Below are 20,294 nucleotides of genomic sequence, written 5' to 3' on the forward strand. Positions count from 1 at the left end.
TGCAGTATTGCAATGGAAAAAACCCCGGTCCAAGACTATATTGGTCGCCATTCATACCTCCTGGGTATAGAGAAGTGGAGCTTCGACACCTGCGCTATTTTCAGGCCGTGGCGCGTGAAGGCAATTTCACGCGCGCGGCTGCCGCCTTGCATATCGCCCAGCCTCCCTTGTCGCGCCAGATCCGGCAGCTGGAGGAAGAGCTGGGGGTGCTGCTGATCGAGCGCGGGGTGCGCGGCTTGAAACTCACCGAGGCCGGGCGGTTCTTCTACGAGCAGTCCATGCAGCTGAGCGCACGGCTGGATGAAATCGTGGCCGGCACCCGTCGCCTGGGGGCGCAGTCGGCGCGCTGGTTCGGCATCGGCTTCGTGCCGTCGGCCCTGTATGGCTTCGTGCCCGAACTGATTCGTCATTTGCGCCAGGCCGACGCCCAGGTCGAAGTCGGCCTGAGCGAGATGAATACCCTGCCGCAGATCGAAAGCCTCAAGAGCGGCCGCATCGATCTGGGCATCGGGCGTATTCCCTTCGACGATCCGGCCATCGAGCGGCGGGTGCTGATGGACGAGCCGCTGGTGGCGGCGCTGCCGTTGAGTCACCCCCTGGCCAGGCGGGCCCGTCTCACCCTGGATGAACTGGCCGCTCAGCCTTTCGTGCTTTACCCGGCCCGCCCGCGTCCCAACTATGGGGACCACGTATTGGGTCTGCTGCGCGCTGCCGGCCATGCGCCGCGCGTGGTGCAGGAAGCCAATGAACTGCAGACCGCGCTGGGCCTGGTGGTGGCCGGCCTGGGCCTGACGGTGGTGCCGGCCAGCGTGCAGAAGTCGCAGCGCGCCGACATCGTCTGCCTGCCCATCGATGCCCCGGCCTTCACCTCGCCGCTGATCCTCAGCTGGCGACGCGACGACACCTCTCCCTTCCTGGCCCAGGCCATCGCGGCCGCCGACAGGCTGTCCCGCCAGGGCGCCTGAACACGAATGCCGCGGTCCACAGGTTCAAAAAAACCTGCTAGAATCGCGGATTCCCATTTTTTGCATCTGCAAAAAAGCCCAAGCCGGGCGGGGAAGTCCATCAGGACAGGTGGCCGAGTGGTTGAAGGCGCACGCCTGGAAAGCGTGTATACGTTTATAGCGTATCGGGGGTTCGAATCCCCCTCTGTCCGCCAGACATGTTGCGGTAGATTGACTCAGAAAGCCTGCGGTCTTTCTGCCGCACTGAAAAAGGCCACCCGCCATGCGGGTGGCCTTTTTCTTTGACCCCCACGCATGCCGTTGCGCATCGCGCCGCTACGCGCTCTCTTTTTTCCGCTCGCGCACGGGCGTCATTTTTTTCCGTTGAACTTGCTTTTGCCGCTTCCCCGGCCGGGTGCGTACGCGTATCGGCGGGCGTTGCATTAACGCTTGTTTGCTGTACCTGATTGTTTTGTCAGGTTACCCTAAGAAAATGAGATGCAAAGCACGGGCAGGGCTTTTGTTTAGATGGCTCCTGATTTCCGGCTGCTCGCGTTTCCTGTTTTGGTGATTGAGAAAGACTGGGAAGAAAGAGCGAAAAGCAGCTACGCAATGTTGCGCAGGTATGTGCAAAAAACAGGCGAGTGATGCTGTCGGATCGGTTTTGGAAGGCTATTCCATGCCGCATATCTTTCTGCGTTTGTTTTGACTATCAGCGGCGGAAACGCCTGGCGGCTCATGAAGACTAGCGACACCAATCAGAAACTCGGCCTTGTAGCGTTAGTTGCTATTGTTGTCAGCTCGATGATCGGAAGTGGGGTGGACAGCCTGCCCCAGAATATGGCGGAGACCTCGGCGCTCGGGCCCGTGGTCATTGCGTGGCTGATCAGTGGTTTCGGCATGTTCTTTATTGCCAAGACCTTCATGGTGCTGTCGGATGTCCGGCCGGACCTGCAGTCCGGCATCTACATGTATGCCCGCGAAGGCTTCGGGCCGCTGAGCGCCTTTGTCGTGGCCTGGGGCTACTGGCTCATGGTCATGTTCAGTAATGTGGCGTTCGCCGTCATGGTGATGGACACGCTCAATTACTTCCTGCCGGGAGACTTCACCGGCGGCAACAACCTGCCTTCCATCGTGGGCGCCTCCATTCTCATCTGGGGCTTTCACACGCTGGTGCTGGGCGGCACCAAGATGGCGGGGGTGTTCAATACCATCGGCACATTCATGAAGCTCATCCCGCTGGTGGTATTCGTCGGCGCGGTGACCTACTTCCTGGATTATGCGCAGCTCACCACCGATATCTGGGGCCAGCAGGGCTCTGCGACATCGAAACCCTTGGGCTCCATCCTGTCGCAGACGCTCTCGCCCATGTATGTGGCCCTGTGGTGCTTCATCGGCGTGGAGGGCGCGGTGGCGTTGTCGGCGCGTGCCATGAAGAAAGAGGACGTGGCTCGCGCGACCTTCATCGGCTTCGTCCTGGGCCTGCTCATCTGCATGATGGTGTCGGTGCTGCCGTTCAGCGTGATGGGGCAGAGTGCGCTGAGCGTGATTCCCAATCCGTCGACGGCGGGCGTGATGAAGCATCTCACCGGCGAGTGGGGGGAGGTGCTGATCAATCTGGGCGTCCTGATCTCGATTCTTACCAGCTGGCTGGCCTGGACCATGATCTGCGCCGAGATCCCGCAGGTGGCGGGCCAGAACGGCACCTTCCCGAAGATCTTTGCCCGGGAAAACAAGCGCGGCGCGGCCTCGGTGGCGCTGTGGGTGAGCAGCGGGTTCATGCAGTGCGTCATGCTGATGGTGTATTTCTCGCACGATGCCTGGCTGACGCTGCTGGGCATCTCGGCCATTTGCGTGCTGCCTGCCTATTTCGCCTCGGCCGCCTACCTGACCAAAATCTGCTTCAACGGCGAATACCGGAAACGTCAGACGCTCGGACTTCGTCTGGCACTGTTAAGTAGTCTTATTGGTGCAGGCTTCTGTCTGTTCATGCTGTACGCGAGCGATATCCGGTATGTGGCGATGACGCCGTTATTGCTGACGGTAGGTTTGCCCTTGTTTTTCTGGGCTCGCAAGCAAGATCCGTCGTCCGAAGCGGCCCTGAACAAGGGCGAGCGCATTGCGCTTGTCCTGTTGCTGGCCGTGGATATCCTGGTGGCCGTGCTTTATTTCATGGGATATATCAAATTCTGATTGCGGTATTTGTCGCAGAGTTCCTTTAGTCGGTATCAGAGGCCGGATGTGCCGGTCGACTTCAACTGAGAGTGATGATATGAAGTTTAATCACAGAGTGTTGGTCGTACTTTCCGATAACCTGGTAGAGGGGCTGCCCGCGGCTCAGACCATACAAGCGCTGGAGGCGGCCGTCGCCGAAAGAGGCTTCGAGGTTCAAAGAGCTGTCAATCCTCAGGCAGGCTTGACTTATATCCGTCAGAGTCCGCACTTCAGTTTCGTGGCGCTGCTGTGGGATACCAGCAATCCCAATATCGTCAATGAGAGCGTGGCGCTGATCCAGAAACTGCGCGAGCGCAATGACTCGCTGCCGATCTTCCTGCTCTCGGAAGTGGAAACGGTCGACGGCGTCCCGATTGCGGTGCTCAGAGAGGTCAACGAATACGTTTACCTCTATTCCGAAACGCCGCAGTTCACGGCCAACCGTATCTATACCGCAGTTCATCGCTACGCCGAGAAGCTGCTGCCTCCCTATTTCGGCACCCTCAAGAATTTCACCGAGGACGGCGATTACTACTGGGATTGCCCGGGGCACATGGGCGGCATGGCCTATGTCAAACATCCGGTCGGCATCGAGTTCATCAATTTCTTTGGCGAGAACATGATGCGGGCCGATATCGGCGTTGCGACCGCCGAAATGGGTGATTACCTGATCCATGCCGGTCCGCCCAAGCAGTCCGAGCAGATCGCCGCCGAGCTGTTCGGCGCCAAATGGACGTTCTACGGCGTGGCCGGCTCCTCCGGCTCCAACCGTATCGTGGCCCAGGGCGCGCTGGGCGCCAACGAAATCGCCGTGGTGGATCGCAACTGCCACAAGTCCCTCAATCACGGTCTCACGCTGTCGCAGGCGCGTCCGGTCTACCTGACGCCCAGCCGCAACGGCTATGGCCTGATCGGGCCCATCCCGGCCAAGCGCCTGCAGAAAGACAGCATCAGCAAGCTGATCAAGGACAGCCCGCTGGCGGCGACGGCGGTCAGCCCGGACCCCAGCTATGCCGTGGTCACTAACTGCACCTATGACGGCTTCATCTATAACGTCAACCAGGTGGTCGGCCAGCTGAGCGAAAGCGTGCCGCGCATCCATTTCGACGAGGCCTGGTACGCCTACGCGAAGTTCCATCCGCTGTATCGCGGCCGCTTCGCCATGGATGTCGCCGACGACATGCCCAACCGGCCCACGCTGTTCGCGGTGCAGTCCACGCACAAAATGCTGCCGGCGCTGTCCATGGCCTCGATGATCCACGTCAAGCCCAGCGACCGGGCACCGCTGGATTTCGACGATTTCAACGATTCCTTCATGATGCACGGCACCACGTCGCCGTTCTACCCGATCATTGCCTCGATCGACGTCGCCGTGGCGATGATGCAGGGCAAGGGCGGGTACTCGCTGGTGCAGGAGTCCATCGAGGAGGCCATTGCCTTTCGCCAGGCCATCGTCAAGGTCAAGGAAGAGCTGGTCGAGGCCGACGGCGACGCTTCGTGGTTCTTCGATGCGCTGCAGCCCACCGAGATCAAGGATCCGGCCACCGGCAAGGCGTATGCCTTCCACAAGGCCCCCATCGATCTGCTGAGCCACACGCCCGAACTGTGGCGGCTGAACCCGGGTGACGCCTGGCACGGTTTCGCGGCCGAAGACATCGGCGACGCCGACTGCATGCTGGACCCCGTGAAGGTGAGCGTCACTTGCCCGGGCATCACCCCGGATGGCAAGCACCTGGCCCACGGCATTCCGGGCGGCATCGTCAGCAAGTTCCTCGATGATCGCCGCATCGAAGTGGCGCGCACCGGCGACTACACGCTGCTCATCCTGTTCTCGGTGGGCATCACCAAGGGCAAGTGGGGCACCCTCATCGAGAGCCTGCTGGAGTTCAAGAAACTCTACGACAACGGGGCCAAGGCCACGGACGCCATTCCTTCGCTGGCCAGCGCGTCGCCGAAGTATGCCTCCATGACGCTCAAGGAACTGTGCCAGCAGATGCATGACACGATGCAGGAGCTGGATTTGATGAAGCACAGCAGCGAGGCCGTGCGCAGCATCCCCGAGCCCGTGCTCACGCCGGCAGAGGCATATCAGAAGGTCGTGCGCTACCAGACCGAGCGCGTCAAGGTCTCCGACTTTGCCGACCGCATCGCGGCCAGCATGCTGGTGCCGTACCCGCCGGGAATTCCCGTGCTGATGCCGGGCGAACGCCTGCCGGCCAACGATACCGGGATCACCGGCTATCTCAAGGCGCTGCAGGAATTCGACAAGCGCTTCCCGGGGTTCGAGCACGAGATCCAGGGCGTGAGCATCGATCAGGACGGCGATTACTGGGTCCGGGCCATCGTCGAGGAGGATCGCAAGCCCAAGGCCACGCCCAGCCATGTCAGCTTCAAAAGCCACCGCACTTCTTCGTTCAAGAAGGGGCGGCAGTAGCGCGAGTGACCGCCCGGCAGCACGGCCGCCGGGCGGCGTTTCCTTCTCCAACGCACAAGGCACAACATGACTGATAGCTCTAAAACATCTGCAAGTCCTGGCGCCTCCACGGATTCGGGCGGGGCGAGCGCCGGAGCAAAGCTCGGCATGCTGGCTCTCATCGCGATCGTGGTGGGGTCCATGCTGGGGGGCGGCGTCTACAGCCTGCCCCAGAACACGGCGGCCTCCTCGGCCGTCGGGCCGGTGATGATCGCCTGGATCATCGCCGGGATCGGGGTCTACTTCATCGCCAACGTGTTCCGCATGTTGTCCGACATGCGGCCCGACCTGCAGGCCGGCGTGTACATGTATGCCCAGGAGGGCTTCGGCTCTTTCATCGGCTTTAACGTGGCCTGGGGCTACTGGCTGATGACCTGCTTCGGCAACGTCGCGTTTGCCGTGATCCTGATGGACGCGTTTGATCAGATCTTCCCGGGCGTGTTCACCAACGGGAACAACCTGAATTCCATCATCTGCGGTTCCATCCTCATCTGGGGCTACAACTATCTGGTGCTGTCGGGCACCAAGGTGGCTGGCTTCGTCAACACCATCGGCACCATCGCTAAGCTGGTTCCGCTGGTGGTGTTCGTGCTCGCCCTGGGCTTGCTGATCGACTATTCGCAGCTGCTGGACAACGTCTGGGGCACGGCTCCGCAGGTGATGAGCGGTCCGGGAGAGGCGGGTACGCCGATGTCACTGAGCGCACAGATCATGGCGCCCATGACCGTGACGCTGTGGGCCTTCATCGGCGTGGAAGGCGCCGTGGTGTTGTCCGGGCGCGCGCGCAAGCGCAGCGACGTGGGCAAGGCGACGTTGCTGGGCTTTCTGCTGGCCCTGATCATCTACATCCTGCTGTCGGTGCTGCCTTTCGGCGCCATGACCCAGGTTGAGCTTTCCCAGGTGGCCAACCCGTCGACCTCCGGTGTGCTCAAGCACGTGGTGGGAGCGAGCTGGGGCAGCTGGGTGATGGATGCCGGGCTGATCATCTCGGTGCTGGCCGGCTGGCTGGCCTGGACCATGCTGTGCGCCGAAATTCCCATGGCGGCGGGCCAGAACGGCGCGTTTCCCAAGGCATTTGCGCGTACCAACAAGAACGACGCGGCCAGCGTGTCGCTGTGGGTGAGCAGCGGCGTCATGCAGGCAGCCATGCTGTTGGTGTATTTCTCCAACAATGCCTGGAACACGATGTACAACATCAGCGCGCTCATGGTCGTGCCGGCGTATATCACCACGACGCTGTACATGACCAAGCTGTGCCTCAATCATGAGTACAAGAAGTACGCCAGCAAGGGTATGACGCTTGCACTCATCAGCGGCATCCTGGGTGTGCTGTTCTGCCTGTTCATCTTCTACGCCAGCGAGGTCAATTATCTGGCGCTGGTTCCCATTCTGCTGACCTGCGGGCTGCCGATTTTCATCTGGTCGCGCCGCGAGAAGCATGACGGCAAGCCGATCTTCGAAAAGAAGGAGAAGCTGTACCTGGCCATCCTGCTGATCGCGGATATTCTGGTGCTCTGGCTGCTCTACACCGGCAAGATCGTGCTGTAGTCGCCGCTTCAGTCGGGCCCTTGAGCAAGGCCCGGTCTTTGAGCCAGCAGACCGGGCCTTGATATCGCATCCAGCCAGCTTGCGCAGCGCCGGACCCGGTGCGGCAGGCGAACCTTTCATCCGGTATCAACCCAATGACACGCTGTTTGAGCCTTCTTGGAATCCTCCTGCTCGGCGTCTCGGGCGCCCAGGCCGCGGAGTTCACGCCCAGCGGGAGCCTGGGCCTGACCCAGACGTTCTATGGCGACTCGGGCAATTACCGGACTGCCACGTCTCACCCGTCATTGACATGGAATTATCAGCTCTCTCCCGAATGGGGCCTGAGCGCCGAGTGGGATCGCACCTGGAATCGTTATACCTATACCGGGGCGCCCAAGCAGCAGAACAATGACTACAGCGAGCCCTCCTTCACGGTCAGCTACAACTACGGCAAGCTGGGCTCGTCCAAGGTCAACTGGTCCAGCTCCCTGAAGATAGAAACCCAGAGCAATTTCAACAACAACAGCCAGGGCTATGGCCTGCTGCAGACCGTTTTTGATTTCTCAAAGTACTTCCCCGAGAACGCCTACATCCAGCCGACCCAGTTGGCCATCGCGCCCATGTACGTCTATGGGAAGAACATCAGCGGGCCGTCGGGCACGGTGAATACCGGCGGAGTGGGCCTGCTCACCAACTGGAATCTGCCGGCGAATTTTTCCCTGACCCTGAATGCCTATGCCTTCAAGGACTGGTATCGCGGCAGCTTCATCGTCGGCGGCAGTAATGGCAGTTACACCAACGCCACCTACTTCATGCTGTCGGCCTGGCTGGAATATGCCAAGACGCTCTACAAGTTCAATGAGCGCACGTCGCTGGCCTTCAATTTTTCCGGTGGCCTGGATCCTTACGTCATGTCCAACCGCCGCGCGGCCTGGAATCCCTTCCTGGCGACCGACGAGATGTACCAGTGGCTCTCGCCGACGGTGATGAAGGGCAATTACAAGAATGCCTACGATCTGTTCGCGCTGCCGCAGCTGTCCCTGTCGTACACCTTGAACAAGCAGGTCTCCTTCAACGCCTTTGTGCAGGCGAAGTACTCCAATCAGCAATGGGGCAGCAGCGAGAAGAACTGGCGCTGGCAACCCCAGGCCGGCATCGGGGTGGTGTACCAGTTCTAGGCGGGTTCCGCAGTGGCCTGAGCGGGGGGGCGGATCGGTCTCTCAGGCAGGGGCCAAAGTGCGGGTCGCGTTGCCGTCGGGCGGGGCATCGTGGGCGAGCGCCAGTTCGATCCGGTTGCGTCCTGCCGCCTTGCCCCGGTAGAGGGCGGCGTCGGCCCGCTGCAGCGCGTCTTCGAGGCCGTGCGCGCCCAGGAAGGGGGGAGAAATCCCGAGCGTGATCGTGCAGCGCAGCGGCTGGCTGCCACGGCTCACCGTGAAGGGCTGGGCTTGGACGCCGGCGCGCAGGCGTTCGGCCAGGCTCAGGACGCCGGCCTCATCGGTTTCCAGGCAGATGACCACGAACTCCTCGCCGCCGATGCGGCCGATGAGGTCGCCGCGGCGCGCCGTCGCGCGCAGCAGGTCGGCGACATGGCCGATCACTTCATCGCCGGCCTGATGCCCGTGCGTGTCGTTGATCAGTTTGAAGTGGTCGATATCCAGCATCAGCAGATGGGCGGGCCTGGCGTGACGGACATTGAAGTACAGCTGCACGGCTTCCAGCAGTCCGCGGCGGTTGAACAGGTCTGTCAGCGGGTCGCGGGCGGCCATGCTGCGCAGATCATCGGTGAGCCGTCGCAACACCAGCCACACGATCGAAGGCGGCACGATGGTGGCAAGCGTCGACATGTAGATATAGAAGATGGTCTGGAAGTGGCTGTCCATGTGCAGCACGTCCAGACCCCCGTCGACGATCTTCATGAATTTCATGGCGTTGAGAATGCCGATGCCTGCAATCAGGATGGCGAAGAAAACCATCTCGCCATAAAAGTTCCGGGCAAAGGTGTGCACGCCGTAGATGACGGTCAGGCTCATCACCAGGAAAAGCAGGGTCGCCATCGCTGCCAGCATGGCATAGCGCGCAGTCGGCCCGGCGCCCCACTGCACTGCGCATTGCATGACGCCATAGAGGATGGCGAACAGGATCAGCGGGCGCCAGAGCGGCACCGAGCGCCCGAAAAAGCGCATGGCGCCGAGCCAGTAGGCAATCGGGGAGGCAAGCGTCAGGATATGGTTGATGACGCTCATGGCACTCCAGGCGGGGCCGCCTTCGAGCAGTTGCAGGATGTAGGCTGCCGCCAGCAGCAGATTGCCGGCGGCGAAGTAGTCCATCCCCATCCGGTTGCCGGGCAGCCGCCGGCTGATCAGCATGAACATGATCGAAAAGCACAGCAGGTGTGCGCACAACATGCCGACGAGAACGGATGCAACCATATGAATGCTCACCGGCGGCCGCCGCATTCGAACTGCGCGCGGAGGAACCGAAACCCCTGTCTGTGACGGTCGGAGACCAACGTGCCGGTGTGACCGGCCCGGTCGTCTGCCCGGATGGGCGGCGCAGGGCGGCAGCGGCGTGTGATTGTAGAACCGGAAATGTTACATGACGATACTTTATGTTCAATCCGGATTCTCACGGGTTGCCGCTTTCGCCGTGCCTGGTAGCCGCTTGCGGGCTGCGGTCTCCAGCCGCGCAGCAGCGGCTGGCCAGGGGGCTCAGGTGAGGTTCAGGCCGCCATCGGAAAGCAGGATTTCGCCGGTCAGGTAGTCGGAGGCGATCAACAGGGCCACGGCTTGCGCGATGTCTTGCGGGCTGGCTGAGCGTTGCATCGGTGCGCGCGTTTTCCACAAGGCCTGGGCTTGTGTCCAGTCTGCCGTCAGAGGGGTGTCGACCAGCCCCGGAGCCACGGCGTTGACGCGGATGTCCGGGCCGAGCGAGAGCGCCAGCAGGCGGGTCATGTGGTTGAGGGCGGCCTTCGCGGCCGAATAGGGAATCGACGCGCCTTTGGGCCGCACGCCGGCATGCGAGCTGATGTTGATGACCACGCCCGGGCGGCCGCTGGCAGCCGCGGCGCGCAATGCGGCCTCGGCATGGGTGATCAGGCGGAAAGGGGCGACGACGTTGACTTCATACAGCGATTGCCAGATGGCCGGGGTGGCCGCCGCCAGATCCGCATGCGGAATCATGCCGCTGATGCCGGCGTTGTTGACGAGGACGTCCAGCCGGCCCCAGACGGCGACGGCCTCCCGGATCAGGCGCGAGCGGTCGGCCTCGACGGCCAGGTCGGCCTGGATGTAGCGGGCCTCGGTGAGCTCGCAGGCCATGGCCTGCCCGGTCGCCACCGAGCTGCGCGAGTGCAGGATGACGGCATAGCCGTCACGCGAGAGCCGTCGGGCGATGGCTGCGCCGATGCCGGAGGTCGAACCGGTAACGAGCGCCACGGGGCGTTGCATCATCATGAAAACACCGGGGAGTCGGGAAAACCAAAGCGTGACACAGATTCCCCTGCGAACCCAGCTGCGCCGCTCTCAGGCGGGCCGCGCTGCGGTCTCCCGGACCCAGGCCACGAAGGCCTGCAGGGCGGATGACGCCGCATTCTCCGGCGGATAGAGCAGGTGGTAGTGCTTGGCAGGCAGGCGGAAACCGGGCAATGACGCTGCGGTCAGCACGCCGTTGCGCAATTCCTCCTGCACGAAGAGGTCGGTGACCAGGCCCAGCCCCGAGCCGTTGATGACGGCCTGGATGAGGTGGGCGGTGTATTCGAAACGCGATCCCGCCCGCGCGATGCGGGGATCCAGGCCATTGTCCAGCAGGCAGTCGCGCCAGCCGGAGGTGGGAGTGTTGGCCTCGAGCAATTGGTGCTGCCGCAGATCTGCCACCCGGCGCAAGGGCCGCCGGGCGAGCAGATCGGGCGCGCCGATGATGATGCCTTGGGTGCTGATGAGGTGGTGCCCGACCAGATGCGGCCAGTGGCCGTCGCCCACGGCGATGCAGGCATCGACCCCCTGGAATGACTTTTCGATTGCGCCGGTGCGCGATTGCAGATGGATCAGGATTTCCGGGTGCCGCGATTGGAACTCGCCCAGGCGCGGCATCAACCATTTTGAACTGAAGATCGGCAGCACGGCCAGCCGCAGGGATTCTCCCTGCGGGCGCGATTCATAGATGTCGAGGCTGGCCCGGCGGATGCGTGTCAGGGCATCCGAGATCGAGTGCGCGTAGCGGGCGCCTTCCGGGGTCAGCGTGATGCGCGGGCCTTTGCGCTCGAAAAGCGCCGCCTGCAACATGCCTTCCAGTTCCTGGACATGGCGGCTGATGGCGCTTTGCGTCAGGCACAGTTCGTTGGCGGCTGCGGTGAAACTGCCCAGCCGGGCGGCGGCGTCAAAGGCCAGCAGCTGGGCCATGGAGGGAGTCAGTTTGCGCAGGGTGATCATGCGTGAAACTCATGCTCGGATGAGTTTATTCTGGTTTGGGACGACAGCCGGACTCTCTATTATAGGGAGCGGGCAGGCCTTGCTTGCCTGCAGCAGTTTCTATCGAGACCACGAGGCGGCCAGGCATAGGCAGCGCAGCCTCCCAGGGAGATTCAAATGAGTTTTATGCAAGAGTCGGGCGTTCGCGAACGTGTGGGCGAGGCAGAGTGGCAGGTCCGCTGCGATCTGGCCGCCCTGTATCGTCTGGTGGCTTTGTTCGGCTGGGATGACCTGATCTTCACCCACATTACCGCGAAGGTGCCGGGCACCGAGCATTTCCTCATCAACCCCTATGGGATGATGTTTGACGAGATCACGGCCTCCAGCCTGGTGAAGATCGATCTGCAGGGCCGCAAGGTGATGGAATCGGAGTACGACATCAACCCGGCTGGCTTTACCATCCACAGCTGTATCCACGCCGCACGCAAGGACGCCATGTGCGTCCTGCATACGCACTCCATCAATGGGGTGGCGGTCTCGGCACAGAAGAAAGGCCTGTTGCCGCTGTCGCAATTCGCCTTCATCGTCCTGCCGTCGCTGGCCTATCACGATTACGAGGGCCTGGCCCTGAACGAAGAGGAGCAGCCCCGGCTGGTGCGCGATCTTGGCGACAAGCGCTATCTGATCCTGCGCAACCACGGGTTGCTGACGGTCGGCTCGACCATGGCTGATGCTTTCCAGTCCATGCATCGTCTGGAGGCGGCGTGCATGGTGCAGGTGCGTGCCATGGCGGGCGGCGCGGAGTTGCTCGACATCCCGCCGGATATCCTGGCGCGCGCCCATGTGGAGTCGCTCGACGACCGTGCCGCCAAGGCCGCGCTGGCATGGCCCGGCCTGCTGCGCCGGCTGGACCGGCGCAATCCCGGCTACGCGAGCTGAGCGGCTGCGTCACGCCGGCCCGTCTCGCCGGTCATGCCCGGGGGCGCACAGGCAGCGTGGGGGTCAGGCCGAGGCTTTCGTCGAAATCGACGGTGGGTTCCTTGTCCCATTGCTCGGTCTTGACCCAATTGCTGAAGGCTTCGATGGTGGCCACGCGTTTGTGCGAGCGGGGCAGCACCAGATAGAAGCCAGGCGTTTCGGCGGGGTCCATGCCCGCCAGGGCCTCCACGCCCAGCGGCGCGACCAGCCTGCCGGCGGCCAGATCGGCGTGGGCGTGCAGGTCGGAGACCAGCCCCACGCCCATGCCGGCGATCGCCGCGCGGCGCAGCGTGGCGGCGTCCAGCAGTTGCACGCTGTTGGTCTGCAAGGGCACGTCTACCTGCAAGTGCCGCAGCACCGTGTTCCACATGTCGTGCGCCAGCACCGGGTGCAGCAGGGTCTGCGTGAGCAGGTCCTCGGGCTTGCGGATGTGCCTGGCCAGCTCCGGCGTACAGCAGATGATCTTCGGATCGCGCACCAGCAGGGTGATGTCCAGATCCTTCCATTCGGCAAAGCCCCACTGGATGGAGACGTCGACCTCGTCGGCGGTGAAATCCGGCAGGGTCACCATGGTGGTCAGCCGCAGGTCGGCGTCCGGCATCTGTTTGGAGAAGCGGTCCAGGCGCGCCATCAGGTAGTGCATGGCGAAATAGGGGCTGACGTTGATGTTGATGCGCTTGCGGTTGTTGGCGCGCGTCACGCGGGCCACGCCTTCGGTGAGTTCGTGAAAGCCGGCCTGCACGAAAGGCGCCAGCAGAGCCGCCTGGTCGGTAGGTTCGATCAGGCGGCCGCGCCGGCGGAACAGCGTGATTTTCAGGCTTTCTTCGAGCAGTTGTATCTGCTGGCTGACCGCCTGCGGACTGATGAGCAGTTCTTCGGCCGCCCCGCGGAAACTGCCATGCCGCATGACGACCCAGAAAGCACGGAGGGAATTCAGCGGAGGCAGGCGCGGGCTGCGTATCATCGTCGTAAGGGCAGAGTGAGAGAGGCGACGGCATTGTCGATGCGGCGAAGCGCTTCGACAAGCGTAGCATCGGATGCGGCCGTGGAGATGCGAAAGAAGGGCGACAGGCCGTAAGCCGTGCCCGGCACCGACGACACATGCGCCCGGGCCAGCAGATAGCGGCTGATGGCGACGTCGTCGTCCAGCGTCTGGCCCTGCGGCGTGCTCGCACCGATCAACGCTGCGCAGCCGATGTAGGCGTAGAACGCGCCTTCGGGCGCCGACAGCGTGAGTCCCTCGATGGCTGCGATGTCCTGCACGACCAGATTGCGCCGTCGCTCGAATGCGGCGCGGTATTGCGCGACGCAGTCTTGCGGCCCTTCGAGCGCAGCCTGGGCGGCGATCTGCGCCACGGTGCAGACGGCCGTGCAGGATTGCCCCTGAATGTCGGCCATGGCCTTGATGAGGCGGCGCGGGCCTGCGCCATAGCCGATGCGCCAGCCCGTCATGGCGTAGGCTTTGGAGACGCCGTTGACGATCAGCGTGCGCTCGCGCAGGGCCGGGCAGGCCTGCGCAAACGACACGAAGGCGCGGCCGTCGAAGATGATGTGCTCATAGATCTCATCGGACAGGACATGCACCTGGGGGTGCTGCGCCAGGACCTCGCCCAGGGCCTGCAGCTGCGCGGCGCTGTAGGTGGCGCCGGAGGGGTTGCCGGGCAGGTTCAGAAACAACCATTTGGTGCGCGGCGAAATGGCGCGGCGCAGCGTTTCGGGCGTGAGCCGGAAGCCATCCTGCGCCGAGCAGGCCGGGGTGACCGGCACGCCGCCCAGCAGCTTGGTCATCTCGGGATAGGAGACAAAGTAGGGCGCAGGCAGGATCACCTCGTCGCCCGGGTCCAGGGTGGCCATCAGGGCATTGAAGATGACCTGCTTGGCGCCGCCGGCCACGGCGATTTCGTCGATGTCGTAGCGCAGGCCGTTTTCCCGCGCCAACTTCGCCGCCACCGCGTGGCGCAGGGCGGGCGTGCCCGGCGCGGGCGTATACAGCATGCGCTCCTGGCGGGCCGCGGCGAACGCCGTGTCGATGACGTGCGCCGGCGGCGAGAAATCCGGCTCGCCCAGGCTCAGATCGATGACGTCCACGCCGGTGGCGGCCAGCTCGCGAGCCGCCAGGGAGGCGGCCATGGAGGCCGAAGGCTTGACGGCGGACAGCCGTTGGGCGATCAGGCTCATGACGCTTCTCCCGTGGCGTAGCCGCGCAGCCGGTCCAGCTCGATGGCATCCGCGCTGCGCTCGGCCGGATCGCCATAACCGCCGCCGCCGGGCAGGTTCAGCACCAGGCGGCGTCCGGCCGGCACGTGCTGCCAGCCTTTGGGCCGCAAGGGCGTGCCATCGTCCAGGGCCACCTGGCCGGCCGCGCCCGGCGCGCCGCCGTTGCGTCCGCGGGGCGCGGCGGTGACGCGGTCGAACATGGCCGAGAAGTCGAACTCATGTCCTTCGGCCGGCGCGATTTCGATGACCTGCCCCAGCCCGCCGCGATAGCGTCCGGCTCCGCCCGAGTCGGGCCGCAGTTCCTTGCGCCAGATGACGATGGGCCCCGTGTGTTCGGTAGCCTCGATGGGCATGGTGTGCACGCCCGAGGGAAAGGCCGTGGCCGACAGACCGTCCAGGCCCGGGCGTGCGCCCATGCCGCCCGAGTTGAACATCAGCACTTCGGCGCGGCGGCCCGGCTGGCCCTCCACCGGCCGGGCGGAGATGTGCACGTTCCACAGCGCGCCTGCGCCTTCGGCCAGGATCTGGCCGGGCAGCGCCTGGGCCAGGGCGCCCAGCACGACATCGGGAACCAGGTGGCCGATCACGTGGCGCACCGATACCGGAGCCGGGCGCTGGGCGTTGAGCACGTTGGGCGGAGAAGTCACGGAGAAGGCTGCGAGCGAGGCGGCATTGTTGGGAATGTCGGGCGCCACGATGCACTTGATGGCGTAGCAGGCATAGGCCTTGGTGTAGATCAGGGGCACGTTGATGCCCCAGCGGCTGGCGGGCGAGGAGCCGCTGAAGTCCACGTTCACGCCGTCCCGGGCGATGGTCACGGCGGCAGCCAGCCTGATCGGATCATCGTAGCCGTCGGTCATCATGTCGTTGGACCAGGTGCCCTGGGGCAACCCGGCGATGCGGGCCATGATGGCGGCATGGGTATGGGTCAGGATGAAGGCGCCCAGGCTTTCCAGGTCGGGCAGCCCGACTTCCGTCAGCATCTCCATGAGGCGGCGGTGGCCGACGTCGTTGCAGGCGGCCAGCGAATAGAAGTCGCCGATGACCTGGTTGGGTTCGCGTACGTTGGCGCGCAGAATGCGGATCAGGTCCTGATTGACCTGGCCGCGTTCGGCGAACTTCATGATGGGAATCTGGATGCCTTCTTCGTAGACCGATTTTCCGTCGGCGCCGAAGCCGCGTCCGCCGACATCGACGACGTGGGCCGTGCAGGCAAAGAAGCCCACCAGCCTGCCATCCCGGAATGAAGGCGTGACCATGGTGATGTCATGCAGGTGGCCGGTGCCTTTCCACGGATCATTGGTGACATAGGTGTCGCCGGGGTACATGTTATCCAGCGTGATCTCGTCGATGAAGTGGCGAACGGCCTCGGCCATTGTGTTGACGTGGCCAGGCGTGCCCGTGACCGCCTGTGCGAGCATGTCGCCGCCGGCGTTGTAGACGCCTGCCGAAAGATCGCCGGCTTCGCGCACCGAGGTGGAGAAGGCGGTGCGCAGCAGGGTCAGCGCCTGTTCTTCGACGACGGAAACCAGGCGGTTCCACATCACCTGCATACGAATTTCGTCTATCTGGCTCATGGTTCAGTGTCCTTTGCGAACGAGCAGCAAGGTGCCGTCGGCTTGCACGATGGCGTCGAAGGGGGAAGTGACCACCGTGGAGGTTTCGCGCTCGACGATGATCGCCGGGCCGCTGATGCGCGCCCCGGCGGCCAGGGTGTCGCGTTCCACAATGGCGCTGTCTTGCTCGCAGCCCAGCGCCGGGTCGAAGACCGGACGGCGACGGTCGGCGGCGATGGCCTGTCCCTGATCCTGCAGCGCCTGGGGCTTGGCGGCAGGATGGATCTCCTGCACCTTGACCGAGAATGTGACGAACTCGATCGGCGGGCCTTCGACGGCGCGGCCGAAGAACTGCGCGTAGCGATCGCGAAACGCCGCTTCGATCATGCCCTCGTCATCGGCGCTGAAGGCGCGGTCCGGCAGGCTCACGGGGATTTCCCAGCCCTGGCCGGCATAACGCATGAAGGCGGTGATTTCACGCTCGATGTCGGCCTGGGTGCCTTCCCGCACGAAGCCTTCGGCGGTGCGCTTGAGGTCGTCGAGCAGGAGATTGAGGGCGGCGCTGTCGAAGCCCTTCAGGCGCGCCACCTGGGAAGCAACCGCCTCGTAGCCGAACGGCGCCTTCAGAAACCCGATGGCCGAACCGACGCCGGCGCCGCGCGGCACCAGACAGCGGTCGATGCCGAGCTTCTCGCAAAGCCGGGCGGCATGCAGCGGGGCAGCGCCGCCAAAGGCGATCATGGTGTTCTCGGCGATGTTCTTGCCGTTCTCCACGGCATGCACGCGCGCGGCGTTGGCCATGTTCTCGTCGACCACATCGCAGATCCCGAAGGCGGCGTTCTGGGCGTCGAGCTTGAGCGGCTGGCCGACTTCCTTGAGCACCGCCTGGCGGGATGCCTGCGCGGACAGCGGGATCTTGCCGCCGGCAAAGTTGTCGGGGTCGAGTTTGCCCAGCAGCAGGTCGGCATCGGTGACGGCCGGGCGCTGCCCGCCGCGGTCATAGCAGGCCGGGCCGGGTTCGGAGGCGGCCGACTCGGGGCCGACCTGGATGCGTCCCAGGGCATCTACCCAGGCCAGGGAGCCACCGCCTGCGCCGATCTCGATCATTTCGATCACGGGGATGGAAATGGGCATGCCCGATCCCTTGCAGAAGCGATAGGTGCGCGCCACCTCGAAGGTACGCGCCGTCTGCGGCTGATAGCCTTCGATCAGGCAGATCTTGGCGGTGGTGCCCCCCATGTCGTACGAGACGACACGTTCGAGGCCGAAGCGGCGCGCGATGTCTGCGGCGAAGATGGCGCCACCGGCCGGGCCGGACTCGACCAGGCGCACCGGAAACTGGGCCGCCGTGTCGACCGAGATCAGGCCGCCGCCGGAGTGGATCATGTAGACCGGGCAGACGGCGCCCATTTCCTTGAGGCGGATCTGCAGGCGCTGGAGGTAGCTCGCCATGAGCGGTCGCACATACGCGTTGGCGCACACCGTGTTGAAGCGTTCGAACTCGCGCATCTGCGGCGATACCTCGGCCGACAGGGAAATGGGCAGGTCCAGGTGGCGCTGCAGGATCTCGCGCGCGCGCCGCTCGTGGGCGTCGTTCATGTATGAGTGGATGAAGCCCACGGCAACGGCTTCGTAGCCAGCGTGCTTGATCTGGCGGGCGATGTCTTCCAGCGCCGCCTCGTCCAGCGGCTGCAGCTCTTCGCCCTGGGCGCTGATGCGGCCCGCGACGCTGTAGCGATCCTCGCGGGGAATCAGGGGGGGCGGCAGCGTGATGTTCAGGTCGTACTGCTCGAAGCGGTTCTCCGTGCGCATCTCGATCACGTCCCTGAACCCCTCGGTGGTAATCAGCGCGGTGCGCGCGCCGCGCCGCTCGATCAGGGCGTTGGTCGCCAGGGTGGTGCCGTGGATGATGAGGTCGATGTCGGCCAGCGAGATGCCAGCGTTGCCGGCAACGATGGCGATGGCATCCAGGATGCCCTGTTCCGGCGCCGCATAGTTGGTCAGTACCTTGGTGGAGTACAGCGTGCCGCGCACATCCAGCGCGACGTCCGTGAAGGTGCCGCCGATGTCGGCGCCCAGGCGTATGTCTTGGCCCATCATGAGGTGATTTCCTTTGCTGCGAGCGCCTGCTGGCGGATCTGGTTGAGCGTCTGGCGGGGGGTAATGGCTTCGGGAGCGATGACCAGCTCGAGCAGCGCGCCGCTGCCCGAGGCACGCGCGCGTTCGAAGGCGGCCGGGAACTCGCCGGTGGCCTCGACACGCTCGGCGTGCATGCCGTAGGCCTTGGCCAGCGCGACGAAATCCGGATTGCGGCTCATGGTGGTGCCGCTCACCCGTTCCGGATAATGGCGCTCCTGATGGGCGCGGATGGTGCCGTAGATGCCGTTGTTGAGCACCAGGACGATGGGCTGGGCGCCGGCCTGCAGGGCGGTGGCCAGCTCGGTGCAGTTCATCTGGAAATCTCCGTCGCCGGCAAAGCACACCACGGTCCGTTCCGGGTGGACGATCTTGGCGGCAATCGCTGCCGGCAGGCCGTAGCCCATCGCGCCCGATTGCGGGCCAAGCAGGCGGGCCCGGGGGCCATAGCGGAAGAACTTGCCCGGCCACACCGTGAAGTTGCCGGCGCCATTGGTGAGGATGGCGTCGTCCGGGAGGGCTTGCCTCAGGTAGGCGCAGACCTTGCCCATATCTACCGGCGAGGGCAGATCGGGCAGCTCGAAGGCCGCTTCGTAGGCCTGGCGAGCCTGGGCGCGCCAGGACGCCCAGCTTCCTTGCACGGGCTCCAGTGCCCCCAGTGCCTGGGCGAAAGCGTTGGGGCCGGCCTGGATGGCCAGCGCGGGACGATAGATCTTGCCCAGTTCGAGGTCGCTCGCGTGGACGTGGACCAGCGTCTGTCCGGGTTCTGGCACCGATAGCAGGGTGTAGCCTTCGGTGGAGTTCTCTCCGAAACGGTTGTTGATGGCGAGGATCAGGTCGGCGTCCCGGATCAGGGTCCTGACCGACGGGCTCATGCCCACTCCGGCCTCGCCGCAGAATACCGGCGAGTGATTGTCGAACTGGTCCTGATAGCGGAACACCGCCACCACCGGGATGTCGCTGGCCTCGGCAAAGCGCTGGATGGGCCCGGTTCCCGACTCGTCCCAGTTGCAGCCGCCCAGCAGGATCACCGGGCGCTGCGCCTTGAGCAGGTGCGCGCGCAGCGCCTGCATGGAGGCGGCCGCCGGCGCCGGCTCATGCACCTGTACCGGGCCGCGCAGCGGCTCGGCGGTCGTGAGCGTGGTCAGCATGTCTTCGGGCAGCGCGACCACGACCGGCCCCGGACGACCCGAGATGGCCATGGTCCAGGCGCGCGACAGGATCTCGGGGATGCGTTCGACCCGGTCGATCTCGACGGCCCACTTGGCCAGGGGCCCGAATGCGGCGCGATAGTCGACCTCCTGAAAGGCTTCGCGCCCTTTCATGTCGGTGCCCACCTGGCCCACGAAAAGGATCATGGGGGCGCTGTCCTGCAGCGCCGTGTGTACGCCGATCGATGCGTTGGTCGCGCCCGGGCCGCGTGTGACGAAGCAGATGCCGGGCGTGCGCGTGAGCTTGCCATAGGCCGCCGCCATGAAGGCGGCGCCGCCTTCGTTGCGGCACAGCACGAAATCCAATGTGCCGGCGGTGTCATGCAGCGCATCCAGCACCGCCAGGTAGCTTTCCCCCGGCACGCCGAAGCTCTTGGTCGCTCCCAACGCGACCAGGCTGTCGACGAGCAGCTTTCCCCCGTTTCTTTGCATGGTGTCCCCCATCGTTTACTCGGGTTGGTGTGGTCAGGGCGCGCTGCGGACGGTTCAGCCAGGCGCGCCTCACAGCAGGAGATCATGCGATGAGTGCGCCATCTTGAAAATCAAGAAATTGATTTTTTTGGCAAGTTTTACTTGTTTGCTTCCCAGAGGAATCAACGCAAGAATTTGTCTGCGTGGCGACGTGCTTGGGA

General features: G+C 64.1%; 14 protein-coding genes and 1 tRNA gene. 7 read left to right on the top strand and 8 right to left on the bottom strand.

The genetic code is table 11. From position 1 onward, the window contains the following. Positions 1 to 74: 74 nt before the first annotated feature. The 6 genes from A7V84_RS13875 to A7V84_RS21700 all read left to right on the top strand — a co-directional run bounded on the left by A7V84_RS13875 (position 75) and on the right by A7V84_RS21700 (position 8,336). Entirely contained in the window at positions 75 to 965 is an 891-nt protein-coding gene (locus A7V84_RS13875; RefSeq protein WP_025515595.1) for a LysR family transcriptional regulator, read from the top strand. A gap of 103 nt (positions 966 to 1,068) precedes the next feature. Further along, positions 1,069 to 1,159, top strand: a tRNA-Ser gene (locus tag A7V84_RS13880). A 523-nt stretch (positions 1,160 to 1,682) separates the two neighbouring features. Further along, complete coding sequence (locus A7V84_RS13885; RefSeq protein ID WP_025515596.1) at positions 1,683 to 3,137, top strand: basic amino acid/polyamine antiporter; 1,455 nt, start codon at positions 1,683 to 1,685, stop codon at positions 3,135 to 3,137. A 79-nt stretch (positions 3,138 to 3,216) separates the two neighbouring features. After that, on the top strand, positions 3,217 to 5,592 hold the full coding sequence (locus A7V84_RS13890; RefSeq protein WP_063491565.1) for an Orn/Lys/Arg family decarboxylase: 2,376 nt from the start codon (positions 3,217 to 3,219) through the stop codon (positions 5,590 to 5,592). A 147-nt stretch (positions 5,593 to 5,739) separates the two neighbouring features. Continuing rightward, on the top strand, positions 5,740 to 7,179 hold the full coding sequence (locus A7V84_RS13895; protein WP_025515598.1) for a basic amino acid/polyamine antiporter: 1,440 nt from the start codon (positions 5,740 to 5,742) through the stop codon (positions 7,177 to 7,179). Between the two features lie 146 nt (positions 7,180 to 7,325). Next, positions 7,326 to 8,336: a FomA family porin-like outer membrane protein gene (locus A7V84_RS21700; RefSeq protein WP_063491564.1), complete on the top strand. Its 1,011-nt coding sequence runs from the start codon at positions 7,326 to 7,328 to the stop codon at positions 8,334 to 8,336. 42 nt (positions 8,337 to 8,378) lie between these two features. On the opposite strand, the gene A7V84_RS13905 is transcribed toward A7V84_RS21700, so the two are convergent. The 3 genes from A7V84_RS13905 to A7V84_RS13915 all read right to left on the bottom strand — a co-directional run bounded on the left by A7V84_RS13905 (position 8,379) and on the right by A7V84_RS13915 (position 11,585). Then, positions 8,379 to 9,587: a GGDEF domain-containing protein gene (locus A7V84_RS13905; RefSeq protein WP_063491563.1), complete on the bottom strand. Its 1,209-nt coding sequence runs from the start codon at positions 9,585 to 9,587 to the stop codon at positions 8,379 to 8,381. Between the two features lie 279 nt (positions 9,588 to 9,866). Beyond that, entirely contained in the window at positions 9,867 to 10,610 is a 744-nt protein-coding gene (locus A7V84_RS13910; protein ID WP_063491562.1) for an SDR family NAD(P)-dependent oxidoreductase, read from the bottom strand. A 69-nt stretch (positions 10,611 to 10,679) separates the two neighbouring features. After that, positions 10,680 to 11,585 carry a LysR substrate-binding domain-containing protein gene (locus A7V84_RS13915; protein WP_025515605.1) on the bottom strand — a complete coding sequence of 302 codons (906 nt, stop codon included), beginning with the start codon at positions 11,583 to 11,585 and terminating at the stop codon, positions 10,680 to 10,682. Positions 11,586 to 11,750: 165 nt separating this feature from the next. Here A7V84_RS13915 and A7V84_RS13920 point away from each other — a divergent pair, with 165 nt between their 5' ends. After that, a complete protein-coding gene (locus A7V84_RS13920) occupies positions 11,751 to 12,503 on the top strand; it encodes a class II aldolase/adducin family protein (protein WP_025515607.1) in 753 nt (250 codons plus the stop codon). A gap of 31 nt (positions 12,504 to 12,534) precedes the next feature. On the opposite strand, the gene A7V84_RS13925 is transcribed toward A7V84_RS13920, so the two are convergent. Genes A7V84_RS13925 through A7V84_RS13945 form a run of 5 tightly spaced genes read right to left on the bottom strand, consistent with a single transcriptional unit; the run spans position 12,535 to position 20,094 of the window. Next, entirely contained in the window at positions 12,535 to 13,506 is a 972-nt protein-coding gene (locus tag A7V84_RS13925; protein WP_063491561.1) for a LysR substrate-binding domain-containing protein, read from the bottom strand. Then, a complete protein-coding gene (locus A7V84_RS13930) occupies positions 13,503 to 14,720 on the bottom strand; it encodes a pyridoxal phosphate-dependent aminotransferase (protein WP_063491560.1) in 1,218 nt (405 codons plus the stop codon). The genes A7V84_RS13925 and A7V84_RS13930 overlap by 4 nt, the downstream gene beginning before the upstream one ends. Then, positions 14,717 to 16,336, bottom strand: a complete 1,620-nt coding sequence (locus A7V84_RS13935; RefSeq protein WP_063491559.1) for a hydantoinase B/oxoprolinase family protein — start codon at positions 16,334 to 16,336, stop codon at positions 14,717 to 14,719. The genes A7V84_RS13930 and A7V84_RS13935 overlap by 4 nt, the downstream gene beginning before the upstream one ends. 3 nt (positions 16,337 to 16,339) lie before the next feature. Beyond that, complete coding sequence (locus A7V84_RS13940) at positions 16,340 to 18,415, bottom strand: hydantoinase/oxoprolinase family protein (protein ID WP_033535003.1); 2,076 nt, start codon at positions 18,413 to 18,415, stop codon at positions 16,340 to 16,342. Continuing rightward, the gene (locus A7V84_RS13945) at positions 18,412 to 20,094 is read right to left on the bottom strand and encodes a thiamine pyrophosphate-binding protein (protein WP_025515617.1); all 1,683 of its coding nucleotides are present in this window, start codon (positions 20,092 to 20,094) and stop codon (positions 18,412 to 18,414) included. The genes A7V84_RS13940 and A7V84_RS13945 overlap by 4 nt, the downstream gene beginning before the upstream one ends. Between the last annotated feature and the right edge of the window lie 200 nt (positions 20,095 to 20,294).

The sequence above is a fragment of the Bordetella trematum genome (assembly GCF_900078335.1).
Taxonomy (GTDB): Bacteria; Pseudomonadota; Gammaproteobacteria; order Burkholderiales; family Burkholderiaceae_B; genus Bordetella; species Bordetella trematum.